At 61.6% G+C, this 14,675-nt stretch carries 16 protein-coding genes; 2 read left to right on the forward strand and 14 right to left on the reverse strand.

Annotated features, from left to right (window positions below; genetic code table 11):
• The 4 genes from HX846_RS13570 to HX846_RS13585 all read right to left on the reverse strand — a co-directional run.
• Positions 1–496 (reverse strand): ACP S-malonyltransferase (locus tag HX846_RS13570; protein ID WP_178965545.1); only part of this gene is annotated, 496 nt, incomplete at its 3' end.
• A 126-nt stretch (positions 497–622) separates the two neighbouring features.
• Entirely contained in the window at positions 623–1,633 is a 1,011-nt protein-coding gene (gene plsX / locus HX846_RS13575) for a phosphate acyltransferase PlsX (protein ID WP_178965546.1), read from the reverse strand.
• Between the two features lie 4 nt (positions 1,634–1,637).
• Complete coding sequence (rpmF, locus tag HX846_RS13580; protein WP_004371305.1) at positions 1,638–1,820, reverse strand: 50S ribosomal protein L32; 183 nt, start codon at positions 1,818–1,820, stop codon at positions 1,638–1,640.
• 13 nt (positions 1,821–1,833) lie between these two features.
• Complete coding sequence (locus HX846_RS13585; protein WP_004371317.1) at positions 1,834–2,361, reverse strand: YceD family protein; 528 nt, start codon at positions 2,359–2,361, stop codon at positions 1,834–1,836.
• 105 nt (positions 2,362–2,466) lie between these two features.
• On the opposite strand from HX846_RS13585, the gene HX846_RS13590 reads away from it, so the two are divergent.
• Positions 2,467–3,045, forward strand: a complete 579-nt coding sequence (locus tag HX846_RS13590) for a nucleoside triphosphate pyrophosphatase (RefSeq protein WP_004371319.1) — start codon at positions 2,467–2,469, stop codon at positions 3,043–3,045.
• Between the two features lie 129 nt (positions 3,046–3,174).
• Here the strand turns inward: HX846_RS13590 and HX846_RS13595 are convergent, their stop codons facing one another.
• The 3 genes from HX846_RS13595 to rluC are packed head-to-tail and all read right to left on the reverse strand — an operon-like array spanning position 3,175 to position 5,797.
• Positions 3,175–4,167: a S49 family peptidase gene (locus HX846_RS13595; protein ID WP_004371321.1), complete on the reverse strand. Its 993-nt coding sequence runs from the start codon at positions 4,165–4,167 to the stop codon at positions 3,175–3,177.
• A 21-nt stretch (positions 4,168–4,188) separates the two neighbouring features.
• Positions 4,189–4,851: an HAD-IA family hydrolase gene (locus HX846_RS13600; RefSeq protein WP_004371323.1), complete on the reverse strand. Its 663-nt coding sequence runs from the start codon at positions 4,849–4,851 to the stop codon at positions 4,189–4,191.
• Positions 4,838–5,797, reverse strand: a complete 960-nt coding sequence (rluC, locus tag HX846_RS13605; RefSeq protein ID WP_004371325.1) for a 23S rRNA pseudouridine(955/2504/2580) synthase RluC — start codon at positions 5,795–5,797, stop codon at positions 4,838–4,840. Before rluC ends, HX846_RS13600 begins: the two co-directional genes overlap by 14 nt.
• A 738-nt stretch (positions 5,798–6,535) precedes the next feature.
• Between rluC and rne the strand changes: the two genes are divergently transcribed.
• The gene (rne, locus tag HX846_RS13610) at positions 6,536–9,799 is read left to right on the forward strand and encodes a ribonuclease E (protein WP_177008418.1); all 3,264 of its coding nucleotides are present in this window, start codon (positions 6,536–6,538) and stop codon (positions 9,797–9,799) included.
• Between the two features lie 67 nt (positions 9,800–9,866).
• On the opposite strand, the gene HX846_RS13615 is transcribed toward rne, so the two are convergent.
• The 7 genes from HX846_RS13615 to lpxK form a co-directional block, all read right to left on the reverse strand.
• Entirely contained in the window at positions 9,867–10,454 is a 588-nt protein-coding gene (locus tag HX846_RS13615; RefSeq protein ID WP_087692778.1) for a nucleotidyltransferase family protein, read from the reverse strand.
• The gene (locus tag HX846_RS13620) at positions 10,451–11,437 is read right to left on the reverse strand and encodes an XdhC family protein (protein WP_178965547.1); all 987 of its coding nucleotides are present in this window, start codon (positions 11,435–11,437) and stop codon (positions 10,451–10,453) included. The genes HX846_RS13615 and HX846_RS13620 overlap by 4 nt, the downstream gene beginning before the upstream one ends.
• A 150-nt stretch (positions 11,438–11,587) precedes the next feature.
• A complete protein-coding gene (murB, locus tag HX846_RS13625; protein ID WP_178965548.1) occupies positions 11,588–12,607 on the reverse strand; it encodes a UDP-N-acetylmuramate dehydrogenase in 1,020 nt (339 codons plus the stop codon).
• Positions 12,604–13,068 carry a low molecular weight protein-tyrosine-phosphatase gene (locus HX846_RS13630; RefSeq protein WP_004371338.1) on the reverse strand — a complete coding sequence of 155 codons (465 nt, stop codon included), beginning with the start codon at positions 13,066–13,068 and terminating at the stop codon, positions 12,604–12,606. The genes murB and HX846_RS13630 overlap by 4 nt, the downstream gene beginning before the upstream one ends.
• A complete protein-coding gene (kdsB, locus tag HX846_RS13635) occupies positions 13,068–13,832 on the reverse strand; it encodes a 3-deoxy-manno-octulosonate cytidylyltransferase (RefSeq protein WP_008434982.1) in 765 nt (254 codons plus the stop codon). The genes HX846_RS13630 and kdsB overlap by 1 nt, the downstream gene beginning before the upstream one ends.
• Positions 13,829–14,014, reverse strand: a complete 186-nt coding sequence (locus HX846_RS13640; protein ID WP_003174668.1) for a Trm112 family protein — start codon at positions 14,012–14,014, stop codon at positions 13,829–13,831. Before HX846_RS13640 ends, kdsB begins: the two co-directional genes overlap by 4 nt.
• Positions 14,015–14,038: 24 nt before the next feature.
• The coding region (gene lpxK, locus HX846_RS13645; RefSeq protein WP_178965549.1) for a tetraacyldisaccharide 4'-kinase at positions 14,039–14,675 on the reverse strand (637 nt) is incomplete at its 5' end.

Below are 14,675 nucleotides of genomic sequence, written 5' to 3' on the forward strand. Positions count from 1 at the left end.
CAGGGGAGTTGAAGTTCACGGCGCTGACCACTTCGCCCTGGGCCGCTTCGGCGCAGGCGGCAATCACGTCAGCATCTTCCAGGCCGAGAATGGCAGCCATGCCGCCCTGCCCGGCAGGGACCGCTTCCTGCATCAACTGGCCACGACGCTCCACCAGCTTGACTGCTTCACCGAGGGTCAGGCTGCCAGCGGCCACCAGGGCGCTGTATTCGCCCAGGCTATGACCGGCAACGTAGGCCGGACGTGCGCCGCCTTCAGCCAACCACAGGCGCCACAGGGCGATGGAGGCGGTGAGGATGGCGGGTTGGGTCTTGTCGGTTTGATTGAGCAGCTCTTCCGGCCCTTGCTGGGTCAGTGCCCACAGGTCGTAACCCAAGGCATCGGAGGCTTCCTTGAAAGTGTCCAGGACCAACTGATGTTCCGCGCCCAGCTCGGCCAACATGCCGAGGGACTGCGAACCCTGCCCTGGAAAGACGAATGCGAGGGATGTAGACATGTAACAAGCCCCTAATGATCTGGTCGTCGGAAATTGGCGCCCCACACGTGGGAGCGCAAGAAACTGACAGATTGGATGGTCAATTGAACTGGCCGGTCACATTTAAGCATTTCCGGCCCGATTCGCCTAAGGCAACAGATCCTCAAGGCGGCCGTGCAAGCGTTGCGGCAGGTTTTCCTGGATCTCGATCAAGGCGCGCTGGATGGCACTTTGAAAACCCTGCACCCCCGCCGAACCATGACTTTTCACCACGATGCCCTGCAACCCGAGGAAACTCGCACCATTGTGCCGCGCCGGAGCCAGGTCAGCCTGCAAGCGCCGCATCAAGGGCAGCGCCAGGGCGCCCACCAGGCGTGACGCCAGGTTGCGCTTGAACAAGGCCTCAATGCGCGCAGCAATCATCGTCGCCAGGCCCTCGCTGGACTTGAGCAGGATATTGCCGACAAACCCGTCGCACACCACCACGTCGGCTTCGCCGCGGTACAGACCGTCACCCTCGACAAAGCCGATGTAGTTCAAGCCTCGCGCGCTTTGCAACAGCGTCGCCGCCAGCTTGACCTGCTGGTTGCCCTTGATGTCTTCGGTGCCGATATTCAGCAGCGCCACCCGAGGCCGGGCCACGCCCAGCGCTTCGGCCGCCACCGAGCCCATCAGGGCAAAGTGCAGCAGATGCTCGGCACTGCAATCGACGTTCGCCCCCAGGTCCAGCAACTGGCAATAGCCCTGCTGGGTCGGAATAGCCGCAACCATCGCCGGCCGGTCAATGCCCGGCAGGGTTTTCAGCACATGCCGGGACAACGCCATCAACGCCCCGGTATTGCCGGCACTGACACAGGCCTGGGCCTTGCCGTTGCGTACCAGCTCAAGCGCCACCCGCATCGAAGAATCAGGCTTGCCGCGCAAGGCCTGCGCAGGCTTTTCATCCATGGTGATGGTTTCGCTGGCCGGTGTAATAGTCAGGCGCGCGCGATCCACCGCCGGATGGCTGGCAATCAGTTCTTCAAGTAAGGAGGGTTGACCGACGAGGGTCAGGTGCAGCGAGGGCGTGGCAGACAGGCAAGCAATGCAGGCCTGAACAATGCTGCGGGGACCGAAGTCCCCGCCCATTGCGTCAATCGCGATGACTTGAGCAGACAAGTGATTACTCGTCAGCGCCCTTGTCGATCACTTTACGGCCACGGTATACGCCTTCTGGCGATACGTGGTGACGCAGGTGAACTTCACCGGTGGTTTTTTCTACAGACAGAGTGCTTGCCGTCAGGGCGTCGTGCGAACGACGCATGTCACGGGCAGAGCGGGATTTTTTGTTCTGCTGAACAGCCATAATTGATTAACTCCTAAACGTTTGGGTCACGCTTTAACTGCGCCAATACACTGAACGGGTTGGACCGCGTTACCTCGTCCTCGCTCGGTTCGGGCTCATCGAGACCCGCCGGCTGCTGGCATTCTTCCGGATGATGAGCAGGCACAATGGGCAAGGCGAGCAAAAGCTCCTCCTCGATCAGTGACTGCAGATCCAAAGGATCTTCGCCCAGTTCCAGCACGTCATAACCTTTCGGCAACGACTGGGTATTCGCACCCTCTTTCACCACAGCATAACTGCATTCGCTGTGGATCGGCAGGGTGACCAGCTCAAGACAACGCTGGCAAACCATTTTGACTTCGGTGTCGATAAAGCTGTGGATTACCACAGACTTACGTTCATCTCGTTCAAAAACGAATTTAGCCTGCACCGTACCGACAGTGTCGGAAAGCGGGTCGCAGAGTCTCTCCAAATCGGCCAGGAGCAGCTCACCTTGAAGGGTGGTGCCACGATCAGCCAATTTGCGCGGGTCAACGTGAGGTGGAATCGGGTCATTCAACATAGGCGCAGCATTATAGGGATGCACCCGGCCATGTCAAAGGAAATTCAGCCCTGTCCGTCACCGGGCCTCCCCGCTAGAATCCGCGACTGCCTTGAGGAGACGCCCATGCTGCCTTTATTACTCGCTTCCAGCTCGGTTTATCGCCGGGAATTGTTGAACCGCCTGCACCTGCCGTTCATCTGCAGCTCGCCGGATATCGACGAAAGCCACCGCCCGGACGAGTCCGCCGTGGAGCTGGTCAAGCGCCTGGCCGAGGAAAAGGCCCGCGCCCTGGCTGACAGCCATCCGGGCCACCTGATCATCGGCTCGGACCAGGTCGCCGCGCTCGACGGCCAGATCATCGGCAAGCCCCACACTTTCGAGAAGGCCCGTGAGCAACTGCTGGCGGCCAGTGGCAAGCGCGTCAGCTTCCTGACCGGCCTGGCTGTACTGAACAGCGCCACCGGCCATTGCCAGGTCGACTGCATCCCCTTCACCGTACACATGCGCACGCTGGACGCCGCACGCATCGAACGCTACCTGCGCATCGAGCAGCCCTACGACTGCGCTGGCAGCTTCAAGGCCGAAGGCCTGGGGGTGAGCCTGTTTCAAAGCACCGAAGGTCCAGACGCCACCAGCCTGGTCGGACTGCCGCTGATCCGACTGGTGGACATGCTACTGGCCGAAGGCGTACAGATTCCCTGAGAACATCACAAACAAATGTGGGAGCTGGCTTGCCTGCGATGCAGACACCTCGGTACATCAGTTGCACCGAGGTGATGCTATCGCAGGCAAGCCAGCTCCCACATTTCGAGCCATGTCGCGCTCAAGCTCTCAGCGCAGGGTCGGACCCTGGAAGCCCATGTATAGCGCCAGCTTCTCAGCCACGCTGGCACCCAGCTTCTTGGAGAAACGGTCAAACGGCGACTCCTGAACAGTGAAGTCCACCAGTTCTTTCTCGCCAATCACGTCCCGCGCCACCGAACTGGCACTGCCCAGGCCATCGATCAAGCCCAATGGCAGCGCTTGCTCGCCAGACCAGACCAGACCGGAGAACAGCTCCGGATGCTCCTTATCCTTGAGCCGGTCACCGCGCCCCTGCTTCACACTGGCAATGAACTGCCGATGAGTGGTATCCAGCACACCCTGCCAGAACTGGGTTTCATCCGCCTTTTGCGGCTGGAACGGGTCCAGGAACGACTTGTGCTCACCTGACGTGTAGGTACGACGCTCAACCCCGAGCTTCTCCATGGTGCCGACAAAGCCATAACCGGCCGCCGTCACACCAATCGAACCCACCAGGCTGGCCTTGTCGGCGTAGATCTGGTCGGCGGCACTGGCGATGTAATAGGCACCCGAAGCACCCAGGTCGGAAATCACTGCATACAGCTTGATGTCCGGGTGCAAGGCGCGCAGGCGACGAATCTCGTCGTACACGTAACCCGATTGCACCGGACTGCCGCCCGGGCTGTTGATGCGCAGGATCACAGCCTTGACCTTGGAGTCCTCGAAGGCCGCCCGCAGGCTGCTGACGATGTTGTCTGCACTGGCAGACTCCTTGTCGGCAATCACTCCGCGCACTTCGATCAACGCCGTGTAATGACCGCTTCGGGTGGCGCTCTTCTCCATGTCCATCAGCGGACTGAACAGCACCAGCATGCCCAACAGATAAATAAAGGTCAGAAGCTTGAAAAAGATCCCCCAACGCCGGGAGCGACGCTGCTCCTGGACACTGGCCAGCAGGGTCTTCTCCAGCAACTTCCAGCTTCTGTCATCGCCATTGTTATCGGCATTGGCCTTCTCAGGCGCTTTCCACTCATCGGTCATGCCATCCACCCCAGCAAAGACTTAATGGGCCCGGCTGAGCCAGGCCTGCAATTCAGAAAAACGGTCAATTGTCAGGCGCGGCTCGTAGGCCTGCAACGCCTGGGCAGATTGGGCGCCGTAGCTGACCGCCACGGAGTCCATGCCAGCATTACGCGCCATCATCAGGTCGAACGACGCATCACCCACCATCAACGCCTGCCGAGGCGACACGCCACATTGAGCGAGGATCTGCTCGAGCATCAGAGGGTGGGGCTTGCTGGCGGTTTCATCCGCCGCACGGGTGGCGTCGAAATAATCTTCCCAGCCATGGGCCTTGAGCACCCGGTCCAGGCCGCGACGGGCCTTGCCGGTCGCGACCGCAAGGTGATAACCGTCGGCGCGAAATGCTTCCATGGCCTGCGCCACGCCTTCAAACAGCGGCGAAGGCTGGGCATCGAGCGCCATGTAGTGATCGGCGTAGTGCTGACGAAACGCTATCAGCTCGTCATCACCAATCTCCGGGTACAGGGTGCGGATCGCTTCCGGCAGGCCCAGGCCAATAATGCCCTTGACCGCCAGGTCGTCGCACAATGCATAACCGGAACGGGTCGACGCAGCGTGCATCGACTCGACAATCCGACCAATGGAATTACACAGCGTGCCATCCCAGTCAAAGATCAACAGCTTGTAGTCAGGGTGCGACACTCAGGCGCTCCACGGTCTTGGCCCACATTTCATCGACAGGCGCTTGCAGCTTCAATTCGCCACCATCGGGCAGCGGCACGGTCAGCATGTAGGCGTGCAGGAACAGGCGTTTGCCACCCAGGTCGCGGATTTCCTTGGAGAAATCTTCATCGCCGTATTTGGTATCGCCGGCAATGCAGTGCCCCGCATGCAGGGTGTGCACACGAATCTGGTGGGTACGGCCAGTGACCGGCTTGGCCTCGACCATGGTGGCAAAGTCACCAAAGCGGCGCAGCACCTTGAACAGGGTCAGCGCCTCCTTGCCCTCCTCGTCCACCTCGACCATGCGCTCGCCGGAACGCAGGTTGCTCTTCTGCAACGGCGCGCGCACGCTCTTGATCGAGGTGGCCCAGTTGCCACGCACCAGCGCCATGTAGCGCTTGTCCACGCCATCACCGCGCAGGGCGGCATGCAGGTGGCGCAACATGCTGCGTTTCTTGGCGATCATCAACAGGCCGGAGGTGTCACGGTCCAGACGGTGGACCAGCTCCAGCTCCTTGGCATCCGGGCGCAACTGACGAAAGGCTTCGATCACCCCGTAGTTGAGGCCACTGCCACCGTGGACCGCGATGCCACACGGCTTGTTGATCACGATCAGTGCCTTGTCTTCGAAGACAATCGACGCTTCAAGGCGCTGCAACAAGCCCTGGGCCAGTGGGACCGGTTCGTCACGCTCAGGCACCCGCACCGGCGGCACGCGGACGATGTCGCCCGCCTGCAGCTTGTACTCGGGCTTGATCCGGCCCTTGTTCACGCGCACTTCGCCTTTACGCAAAATGCGGTAAATCAAGGTCTTGGGCACGCCTTTGAGCCTGGCAAGAAGAAAGTTGTCGATGCGTTGGCCGGCATATTCCGGCGAGACCTCGAGCAGCTGGACGCTGGGGGTCTGGGGGGCGGTAGTCGTCATGGCGGCGATGATAACAATTTTTTATGGAATTGAAGCACTTAATCATTGCTGCTATAGTCGCGAACGCCGCCAAAAGCGGCCTGGACAGAGGACTAGCGGCAAACTGCCGGCCCTGACCATCGCAATTCATCAGGACGCGAGGCCGTCCTACGGGGCTTTCGCCACCCTGGAAGGCTCGAGATTGTAACAAGCGCAGGTGACATGAGGCCTGAAGCGAGTGCAAAAAGCAGAGTGATTACTCGCCTTTTGCGCCGATATTTACGGCCAGTTCACAAAGTGCAGTCAGTCTGGAGCCAGACCACGGCGAATGCTTCGGAAACAACGCCTGTTACGAGCTGAGTGAGAGCACAATCGCCCACACCCGGTCTTGTTTAGCCATGAGCGTGGACTCCCCATTGGAGAACACGGTAAATGCCAACCCGCTGCGGATTCTGCGCGCGGCAGCACCCGAATTATCAGGGATACGTGTAGGGTGGAGATGCACAACCGTCGGACTGTGTAGCACTAGGCTTATATTTAGACGCTTCATCTCGTCCACAGTCGCCGGTTGATTCCTCCTCCTGACTGAGTGCTTAAGTCACCACAGCAAGCAGGAAGCGTACGTCGCGATACCGCCCATTTTGGCGGGTATTGCTGGACACTGGAGTGGCCAACCACTCTTGACGCACCTGACACCGACCGTGAGAAGTCGTGTGTGCCGAACGCCGTTTCCGGCAGCCCGGAAACCGACGGTACAACATGAAAAGAATGCTGATTAACGCAACTCAACCCGAAGAGTTGCGTGTTGCACTGGTAGACGGCCAACGCCTCTACGACCTGGACATCGAGTCCGGTGCACGCGAGCAAAAGAAGGCCAACATCTATAAAGGCCGGATTACTCGCATCGAACCAAGCCTTGAGGCTGCCTTTGTCGATTTCGGCTCCGAGCGCCATGGCTTCCTGCCCCTCAAAGAAATCTCCCGCGAATACTTCAAGAAATCCCCTGAAGGCCGCGTGAACATCAAGGACGTCCTGAGCGAAGGCCAGGAAGTCATCGTTCAGGTAGAAAAAGAAGAACGTGGCAACAAGGGCGCCGCCCTGACCACCTTCATCAGCCTGGCTGGCCGCTATCTGGTCCTGATGCCGAACAACCCGCGTGCCGGCGGTATCTCCCGTCGCATCGAAGGCGAAGAGCGCAACGAACTGCGTGAAGCGCTGAACGGCTTGATCGCTCCGGCCGACATGGGCCTGATCGTGCGCACTGCCGGCCTGGGCCGCAGCAGCGAAGAAATGCAGTGGGACCTCGACTACCTGCTGCAGCTGTGGACCGCTATCAAGGAAGCGTCCCTGGATCGTTCCGCGCCGTTCCTGATCTACCAGGAAAGCAACGTGATCATCCGCGCCATCCGCGATTACCTGCGCCAGGACATCGGCGAAGTGCTGATCGACAGCGTCGAAGCCCAGGACGAAGCCCTGACCTTCATCCGCCAGGTGATGCCGCAGTACGCCAGCAAGATCAAGCTGTACGAAGACAGCGTTCCGCTGTTCAACCGTTTCCAGATCGAAAGCCAGATCGAAACCGCTTTCCAGCGCGTCGTCGAACTGCCTTCCGGCGGCTCCATCGTGATCGACCCGACCGAAGCCCTGGTGTCCATCGACATCAACTCGGCGCGTGCCACCAAGGGTAGCGACATCGAAGAAACCGCCCTGCAGACCAACCTGGAAGCGGCTGAAGAAATCGCCCGCCAGCTGCGCCTGCGTGACATCGGCGGCCTGATCGTGATCGACTTCATCGACATGACCCCGGCCAAGAACCAACGCGCCGTGGAAGAGAAAGTCCGCGAATGCCTGGAAGCTGACCGTGCCCGCGTACAGGTCGGCCGCATTTCGCGCTTCGGCCTGCTGGAAATGTCCCGTCAGCGCCTGCGTCCATCCCTGGGTGAAAGCAGCGGCATCGTCTGCCCGCGTTGCAACGGCACCGGCATCATCCGTGACGTTGAATCGCTGTCGCTGGCGATCCTGCGCCTGATCGAAGAAGAAGCCCTGAAAGACCGCACTGCCGAAGTACGCGCCCAGGTGCCGATCCCGGTCGCTGCGTTCCTGCTCAACGAAAAACGCAACTCGATCACCAAGATCGAACTGCGCACCCGTGCCCGCATCGTCATCCTGCCGAACGATCACCTCGAGACGCCGCACTTCGAAGTGCAGCGCCTGCGTGATGACAGCCCGGAAGCCCACGTCAACCAGTCCAGCTACGAAATCGCTGCTGCCGCTGCCGAAGTGGAAGAAGTCCAGCCAGCCGCTGCGACCCGCACCCTGGTTCGCCAGGAAGCCGCCGTCAAGACCGCGCCAGCCCGTGCCAACGCACCGGTTCCGGTCGAGGCAGCTGCGCCGGTTGCCGCACCAGCTGCCCTGCCTGAGCCAAGCCTGTTCAAGGGCCTGGTGAAGTCGCTGGTCAGCCTGTTCGCCACCAAGGAAGAGCCAGTGGCTCCAGTTGTGGTCGAGAAGCCTGTGACTGAACGCCCTGCACGCAATGAAGAGCGTCGCAACGGTCGCCAGCAGAGCCGCAATCGCAACGGTCGCCGTGACGAAGAGCGCAAGCCTCGTGAAGAACGTGCACCCCGCGAAGAACGCGCCCCACGTGAAGAGCGCCAACCGCGCGAAGCCCGTGAAGAAACACCAACCGTAGCCCGTGAAGAGCGTGCACCACGCGAAGAACGTGCACCGCGTGCTCCACGCGCTCCACGTGAAGACCGCAAGCCACGTGGCGAGCGTGAAGAACGCGTGCGTGAATTGCGCGAGCCGTTGGATGCCGCTCCAGCCGTAGCCGCTGCTGCTGCCACCGCTGCCACTGCTGAAGAGCGTCCAGCTCGTCAGCCGCGTGAAGAACGTGCGCCACGCCCTCCTCGTGAAGAGCGTCAACCACGTGCCGAGCAAGCGGCTCCAGCCGGTGAAGAAGAAGAGCTGCTGTCCAACGAAGATCAGCAACAGGAAGACGGCCAGGACAACGCCGAAGGCGATCGTCCACGCCGCCGCTCCCGTGGCCAGCGTCGTCGCAGCAACCGTCGTGAGCGTCAACGTGATGCCAACGGCAACGAAATCGAAGGCTCGGAAGAGACCGGCGAAGCCAACGCAGCCGCTACCGGCGAACCGACTGGCGCCGAACTGGCTGCCGGCCTGGCCGTTACCGCTGCTGTCGCCAGCTCGGTCATCAGCGCACCTGCTGAAGCCCAGGCCAACGAGCAAGCTGAAGCAGCCACCGCTGCCATCCAGGAAAACACTGTTGTAGAGACGCCAGCCGTCGAAGCGCCAGTGGTTGAAGCAACGACCCCGGTCGAAGCCCCGGTTGTTCCGGAAGTGGAAGTAGCTCCGGCTCGTCACGTTCGTGAAGTTCGTGAAGTTCGCGAGCCTCAGCCTGAAATCGACGTGGTTGCCGAGCCTGCCGTGGTTGTTGAACAACCGCCCGTGGTTGAAGCTGCCGTTGAAGCACCGGTAGCCGAGCCAACCCCTGAAGTGCGTGAAGTTCGCGAAGAACAGACCGCCTTCCAGTGGTCTGCCGAACCTGCCCCGGTGGTTGAAGCGGTTGAAGCTCCAGCGCCTGCGCCAGTGGTCGAAGAAGCTCCAGTGCCAGTCGCTGAAGTGGTGGTCGCTGCTGAACCTGTTGCCGTTGTTGCCGAGCCTGCGCCAGTGGTTGAAGCGCCAGTGGTTGCCGAAGTGGCAGCCCCGGTGGTTGAAGCCGCTCCGGCCAGCGCCCTGACCGAAAATGGCCGTGCGCCGAACGACCCACGCGAAGTGCGTCGTCGTCGCAAGGAAGCTGAAGCGGCCGCCGCTGCTGCCAAGGCCGCTGCCGAAGCTGCTCCAGCCGTCGCTGAAGTTGCCCAAGCAACCCATGCTCCGGTCACCGAAGCCGTGGTTGAGCACAGTGCCCCTGCCATCGACGAGAACGTACGTTCCGTCGAGGAAGTGGTAGAGCACCACCCTAAGGCCCAGGAAGAAGAGCACGAGCCTAAACCCCTCGTCTGATTCCATCGGCCACTAAAAAGCCCCGCCTGAGTGATCAGGCGGGGCTTTTTTATGCCCGTTACATCAGTTAGCGGTAGTCCAACAACCCTGGCACATCGACGTCCCACAACACACCGGGATCATCGACTACGACTTCCTGCACCGAAGCCTTGGCAAATAACGGTTTTGCCCCGCGGTCTCCGGTCAGCGCGATCAAGGCCGGGCCGAATGAACGGCCAAACCCCACGGGGTGCCCGTACTGACCTGCATGCACCGGGGCGCTGATACCGTCTTCCTCCAGGCCTGCCATCACTTGCTCGATACTTGCCGGCAGGATAAACGGCATATCCCCCAACACCACCAGCCAACCAGCCGACGGCCCACTGGCCGCCACCGCTGCTGCGATGCTGTCACCCATGCCCGGCGAGCGCAAAAGCAATACTTCGCAACCGTGCACCTTAGCCAACCGAATCACTTCGGTGCGATCCGATGACGTCACCAGCCAACGTCTCGTAGCCACAGGCGGCAAATTCACCAATACCTGCTCGATCACCGGCCGCGTGATGCCATCCCGGCCCACGCAGGGCGCCAGCAACTTGTCCTGATCGGCACCCGCCTCGGCCCGAAAACGACTGCCCTGCCCCGCCGCCAGGATGATTACGGCGATGCCCGTCAACTGACCGCTGCCTGCAACGGCTTTTTCTGCAGCAGATCGATCCCGTTCTTGATGGCGACAATTTCCGCCATCAACGACAAGGCGATTTCCGCCGGCGTATGGCTGCCGATATGCAGGCCAATCGGCCCATGCAGCCGCGCAATGGCCTCCGCACTCAACCCCAGCGCCGCGAGGTTTTCCCGGCGCTTCTGGCTGTTGACCCGCGATCCCAGGGCGCCAATGTAGAACGCCTTGGAATTGAGGGCCGTCAGCAGCGCCATGTCATCCAGACGCGGGTCATGGGTGAGCGCGACAATAGCCGTGCGTTCATCGGTCTGGATATTCAGCACGGCCTCATCGGGCATGCCCGGCACAAAGCGCCCGTGCTGCTCCTCCCAGCCATAAACAAACTCCTGGCGCGGGTCGCAGATCAGCACTTCGAAATCCAGCAACCGAGCCATTTCCGCCACATAACGTGACAGCTGGCCCGCGCCGATCAGCAGCAGGCGCCAGCGCGGACCGTAGATCGCGCGCAAACGCTCGCCGTTGAAGCTGACCACATCGGTCTTACTCGCACCGCTCAACACCACCTCGCCGGTGGCCAGGTCCAACTCACGGGCGACAATCTCGTGGGCCTCACAGCGCGCCAGCAGTTCAGCTACCCAACCCGGATCACTCACCCGCTCTTCGGTGAGACGCAGGGTGCCGCCACACGGCAGGCCAAAACGCGCCGCTTCGTCCCGGGTGACACCGTAGGTGACAAGCTGCACCGGCGGCCCGTCGTCAGGCAGCCGACCGTCCTGCAACCGGGCGATCAAGTCGTCCTCGATACAGCCGCCGGACACCGAGCCAATCACCACTCCGTCGCCGCGCAAGGCCAGCATCGCCCCCGGCGGACGCGGGGCGCTGCCCCAGGTCTGGACCACGCTGTACAGCACCACTCGCTGCCCGGCAAGGCGCCATTCCAGCACGCTGCGTAATACATTCAGATCAACACTGTCCATCAGGCTTTCGCCTCCCGCCAACCTTGCAACTGATTTTGATAAACAGCATCTATGGGTTGATCAAAAATATCGGTAGTCAGCTAAGTTAACTCACCGGCAATAAAAAAGCCCTGCAATGCAGGGCTTGGTGCGTCAAAAAACAAGCTTAGTTCAATAGCGATTCGGCTCTATTTCCAGCACCACCTTGAAGCGCTTTTCGATGTCCTGCTGGATACGCAGCGCGAGCCCGGCAATGTCCTGGCCGCTGGCCGCGCCGTAGTTCACCAATACCAGTGCCTGCAAGCGATGCACGCCGGCATCGCCATCGCGAAAGCCTTTCCAGCCGGCCTTGTCGATCAGCCAGCCGGCGGCCAGTTTCATCTGCCCGTCGGCCTGGGGGTAAGCCACCAGGTCCGGGTATTGACGCTGCAACTCGGCAGCCAGTGCCTGGGACACCAGCGGGTTCTTGAAGAAACTCCCCGCATTGCCGAGCACCGCCGGGTCGGGCAGTTTCTCGCTACGAATGCTGCAAATCGCGCGGCTGACATCGCTGGGCGTGGCCTGCGCGATGCCTTGCTCGGTCAGGCGCTGTCGCACCGGCCCGTATTCAAGTTTCAGATGCACGGCACGGCTCAGGGCAAAACGCACCCGCAGGATCAGCCAGCGCCCCACTTCGTGCTTGAACAGGCTGTCGCGGTAGGCAAAGTTGCACTCGGCCAGGCTGAAATCCCGCAGTTCGCCGGTCTGGCGATCAAGGGCGGTCAGGCCGCTGAATACATCCTTGATCTCTACACCGTAGGCGCCGATGTTCTGCATCGGTGCGGCGCCGACCGTGCCGGGAATCAGGCTGAGGTTTTCCAGGCCGGAAAAGCCCTGGGCCAGGGTCCACAGCACAAACGGATGCCACGCTTCGCCCGCTTCGGCCTCAACCACGACCTGCACGCCATCGTCGTGCAACACCCGGATGCCCTGGCTGGCCATGCGCAGCACCAGTGCGTCAATATCCTGGGTCAACAGCAAGTTGCTGCCGCCGCCAATCACCAGCAACGGCAGTTGTTGCTTGGCGGCACAGGCCAGGGCCTCACGCACGTCGGCGTCATTGTGGGCCTCGGCAAACAGCCGGGCACGCACGTCGATACCAAAGCTGTTGAACGGCTTGAGCGAAACCTGTGCCCGTACCTGCAAAGTCATAACCGGCCCTTCAATTCAATCACCAACAGGTCACAGGCGCGCTCGATCAGGTCGAGGACAGTTTCAAAGCCCTGGTCACCTTCGTAGTACGGGTCCGGCACTTCATCCACCACCGAGTCGTAGCGGCGCAGGAACAGGTCCAGGTCCGCCTTGCCTTGAGCCGGCTGCATGGCCTTGAGGTTGCGCAGGTTGCTCTGGTCCATGGCGAGGATCAGGTCGTAGCGGGAAAAGTCGGCACGCGACACCTGTTGTGCACGCTGGGCCGACAGGTCGTAGCCGCGTTGCAGCGCTGCACGCTGGCTGCGCTTGTCCGGTGGGTTGCCGACGTGCCAATCACCGGTACCGGCAGACGCCACCTCAACCTGATCGGCCAGGCCGGCTTCGCGCAATTTGTGGCGCAGAACGCCTTCGGCCGTGGGCGAACGGCAGATGTTGCCCAGGCAGACGAACAGAACCTGCATCAGGCCCCCAGCAGGCGACGGACGCGCTCGAGGTCTTCAGGGGTGTCGACGCCCGCCGGCGGCGCTTCCAGGGCATCGCCCACATGAATGCGCACGCCGTGCCACAGGGCACGCAGTTGTTCCAGGGATTCGGTATTTTCCAGCCAGCACGGGCCCCAGCTCACGAAGTCGTGCAGGAAACCGGCGCGGTAGGCGTAGATGCCGATGTGGCGACGGTACGGCACGCCAGCCGGCAGCACGTCAGGCTGTTTGGCGAACGCATCCCGCGCCCACGGCAAGGTGGAGCGGCTGAAGGTCAGCGCCAGGCCATTGATGTCGCTGACCACTTTCACCACGTTGGGGTTGAACAGGGTCTCGATGTCTTCAATCGGCTCGGCCAGGGTCGCCATGCGCGCTTCGCCATGGGCTGCCAGGTTGGCCGCCACCTGATCGATCACGCTGGGCGGAATCAACGGCTCGTCACCTTGCACGTTGACCACGATGGCGTCCGCCGCCAGGCCCAGCTTGGTGGCCACTTCGGCCAGGCGGTCGGTACCGGAGTTGTGGTCTTCACGGGTCAGCACCGCTTCGGCACCAAAGCCTTTGCAGGCCTCGATGATGCGCGGATCGTCGGTGGCCACCACTACCCTTTCGGCGCTGCTTTTGCAGGCCTGTTCCCACACCAGCTGGATCATCGGCTTGTTGCCGATCAGTTGCAGCGGCTTGCCGGGCAGGCGGGTGGAGGCGTAGCGGGACGGGATGACAACGGTGAAGGCGGTGGTCATTTATCCAGGCGCTCGTCGGTGGTCAGGGTGCGGGCTTCGCTTTCGAGCATTACCGGAATGCCATCACGAATCGGGTACGCCAGGCCGGCGCCCTTGCTGATCAGCTCGGTTTTGTCGGCGCTGAGCTTGAGCGGCCCCTTGCAGATCGGGCAAGCGAGGATATCGAGCAGTTTGGTGTCCATGAGTATGTCCTGGAGAGCAGCGTTTTAAGGCAAAAGGCGAGCGGGCAGCAAGCGCATCAACTGCGTGTCGAACCAGGCGATAAACGCCGGTGACGGTGCCGCGTCCACCGCAAGGTACCACCAGTCGGGCCTGGCAAAGGCGCGGCACTTCACCGCGTCCTTTTCAGTCATGACCAACGGCAGTGCCGGTGTGAAATTCAAGACCTCGGCGCTGTACGGCGCGTGGTCGGCAAAAGCATGGGGTATTGGGCGCCAGTGTAGCGTTTCAAGGGTGTTGAAGAAACGTTGCGGGTTGCCGATGCCGGCCACCGCATGTACCTGCTGCCCCACCGGGAAGTGTTCGACGGGTTTACGCTCGCCGGTATGCAGGTTGACCAGCGCGGCAGGCAACAGACGGAAGGCAAAGCCGTCGTCACGGTCAGAACCTGCGCCGTTGTAAAGCAGCGCATCGACGCTCTGCAAACGCTCGACCGGCTCACGCAACGGCCCCGCCGGCAGGCAGCGACGGTTACCCAGCCCGCGGGCGGCGTCAATCAGCACCAGTTCCAGATCACGGGCCAGGCGGTAATGTTGCAGGCCGTCGTCGGAGAGGATCAGGTCGAGGGTTTCGCTGGCCAACAGCGCCTTCACGGCGCGGCTGCGGTCGGGGTCGATCATCAGC

The sequence above is a fragment of the Pseudomonas sp. K5002 genome (assembly GCF_013386655.1).
GTDB lineage: Bacteria > Pseudomonadota > Gammaproteobacteria > Pseudomonadales > Pseudomonadaceae > Aquipseudomonas.

Coding starts and splice junctions, on each gene's coding strand:
- HX846_RS13585 (WP_004371317.1), bottom strand. CDS start 2,361: ATGTTGAATGACCCGATTCCACCTCACGTTGACCCGCGCAAATTGGCT.
- HX846_RS13595 (WP_004371321.1), bottom strand. CDS start 4,167: ATGACCGATGAGTGGAAAGCGCCTGAGAAGGCCAATGCCGATAACAAT.
- rpmF (WP_004371305.1), bottom strand. CDS start 1,820: ATGGCTGTTCAGCAGAACAAAAAATCCCGCTCTGCCCGTGACATGCGT.
- HX846_RS13630 (WP_004371338.1), bottom strand. CDS start 13,068: ATGCAGGTTCTGTTCGTCTGCCTGGGCAACATCTGCCGTTCGCCCACG.
- HX846_RS13640 (WP_003174668.1), bottom strand. CDS start 14,014: ATGGACACCAAACTGCTCGATATCCTCGCTTGCCCGATCTGCAAGGGG.
- rne (WP_177008418.1), top strand. CDS start 6,536: ATGAAAAGAATGCTGATTAACGCAACTCAACCCGAAGAGTTGCGTGTT.
- murB (WP_178965548.1), bottom strand. CDS start 12,607: ATGACTTTGCAGGTACGGGCACAGGTTTCGCTCAAGCCGTTCAACAGC.
- HX846_RS13620 (WP_178965547.1), bottom strand. CDS start 11,437: ATGGACAGTGTTGATCTGAATGTATTACGCAGCGTGCTGGAATGGCGC.
- HX846_RS13590 (WP_004371319.1), top strand. CDS start 2,467: ATGCTGCCTTTATTACTCGCTTCCAGCTCGGTTTATCGCCGGGAATTG.
- kdsB (WP_008434982.1), bottom strand. CDS start 13,832: ATGACCACCGCCTTCACCGTTGTCATCCCGTCCCGCTACGCCTCCACC.
- rluC (WP_004371325.1), bottom strand. CDS start 5,797: ATGACGACTACCGCCCCCCAGACCCCCAGCGTCCAGCTGCTCGAGGTC.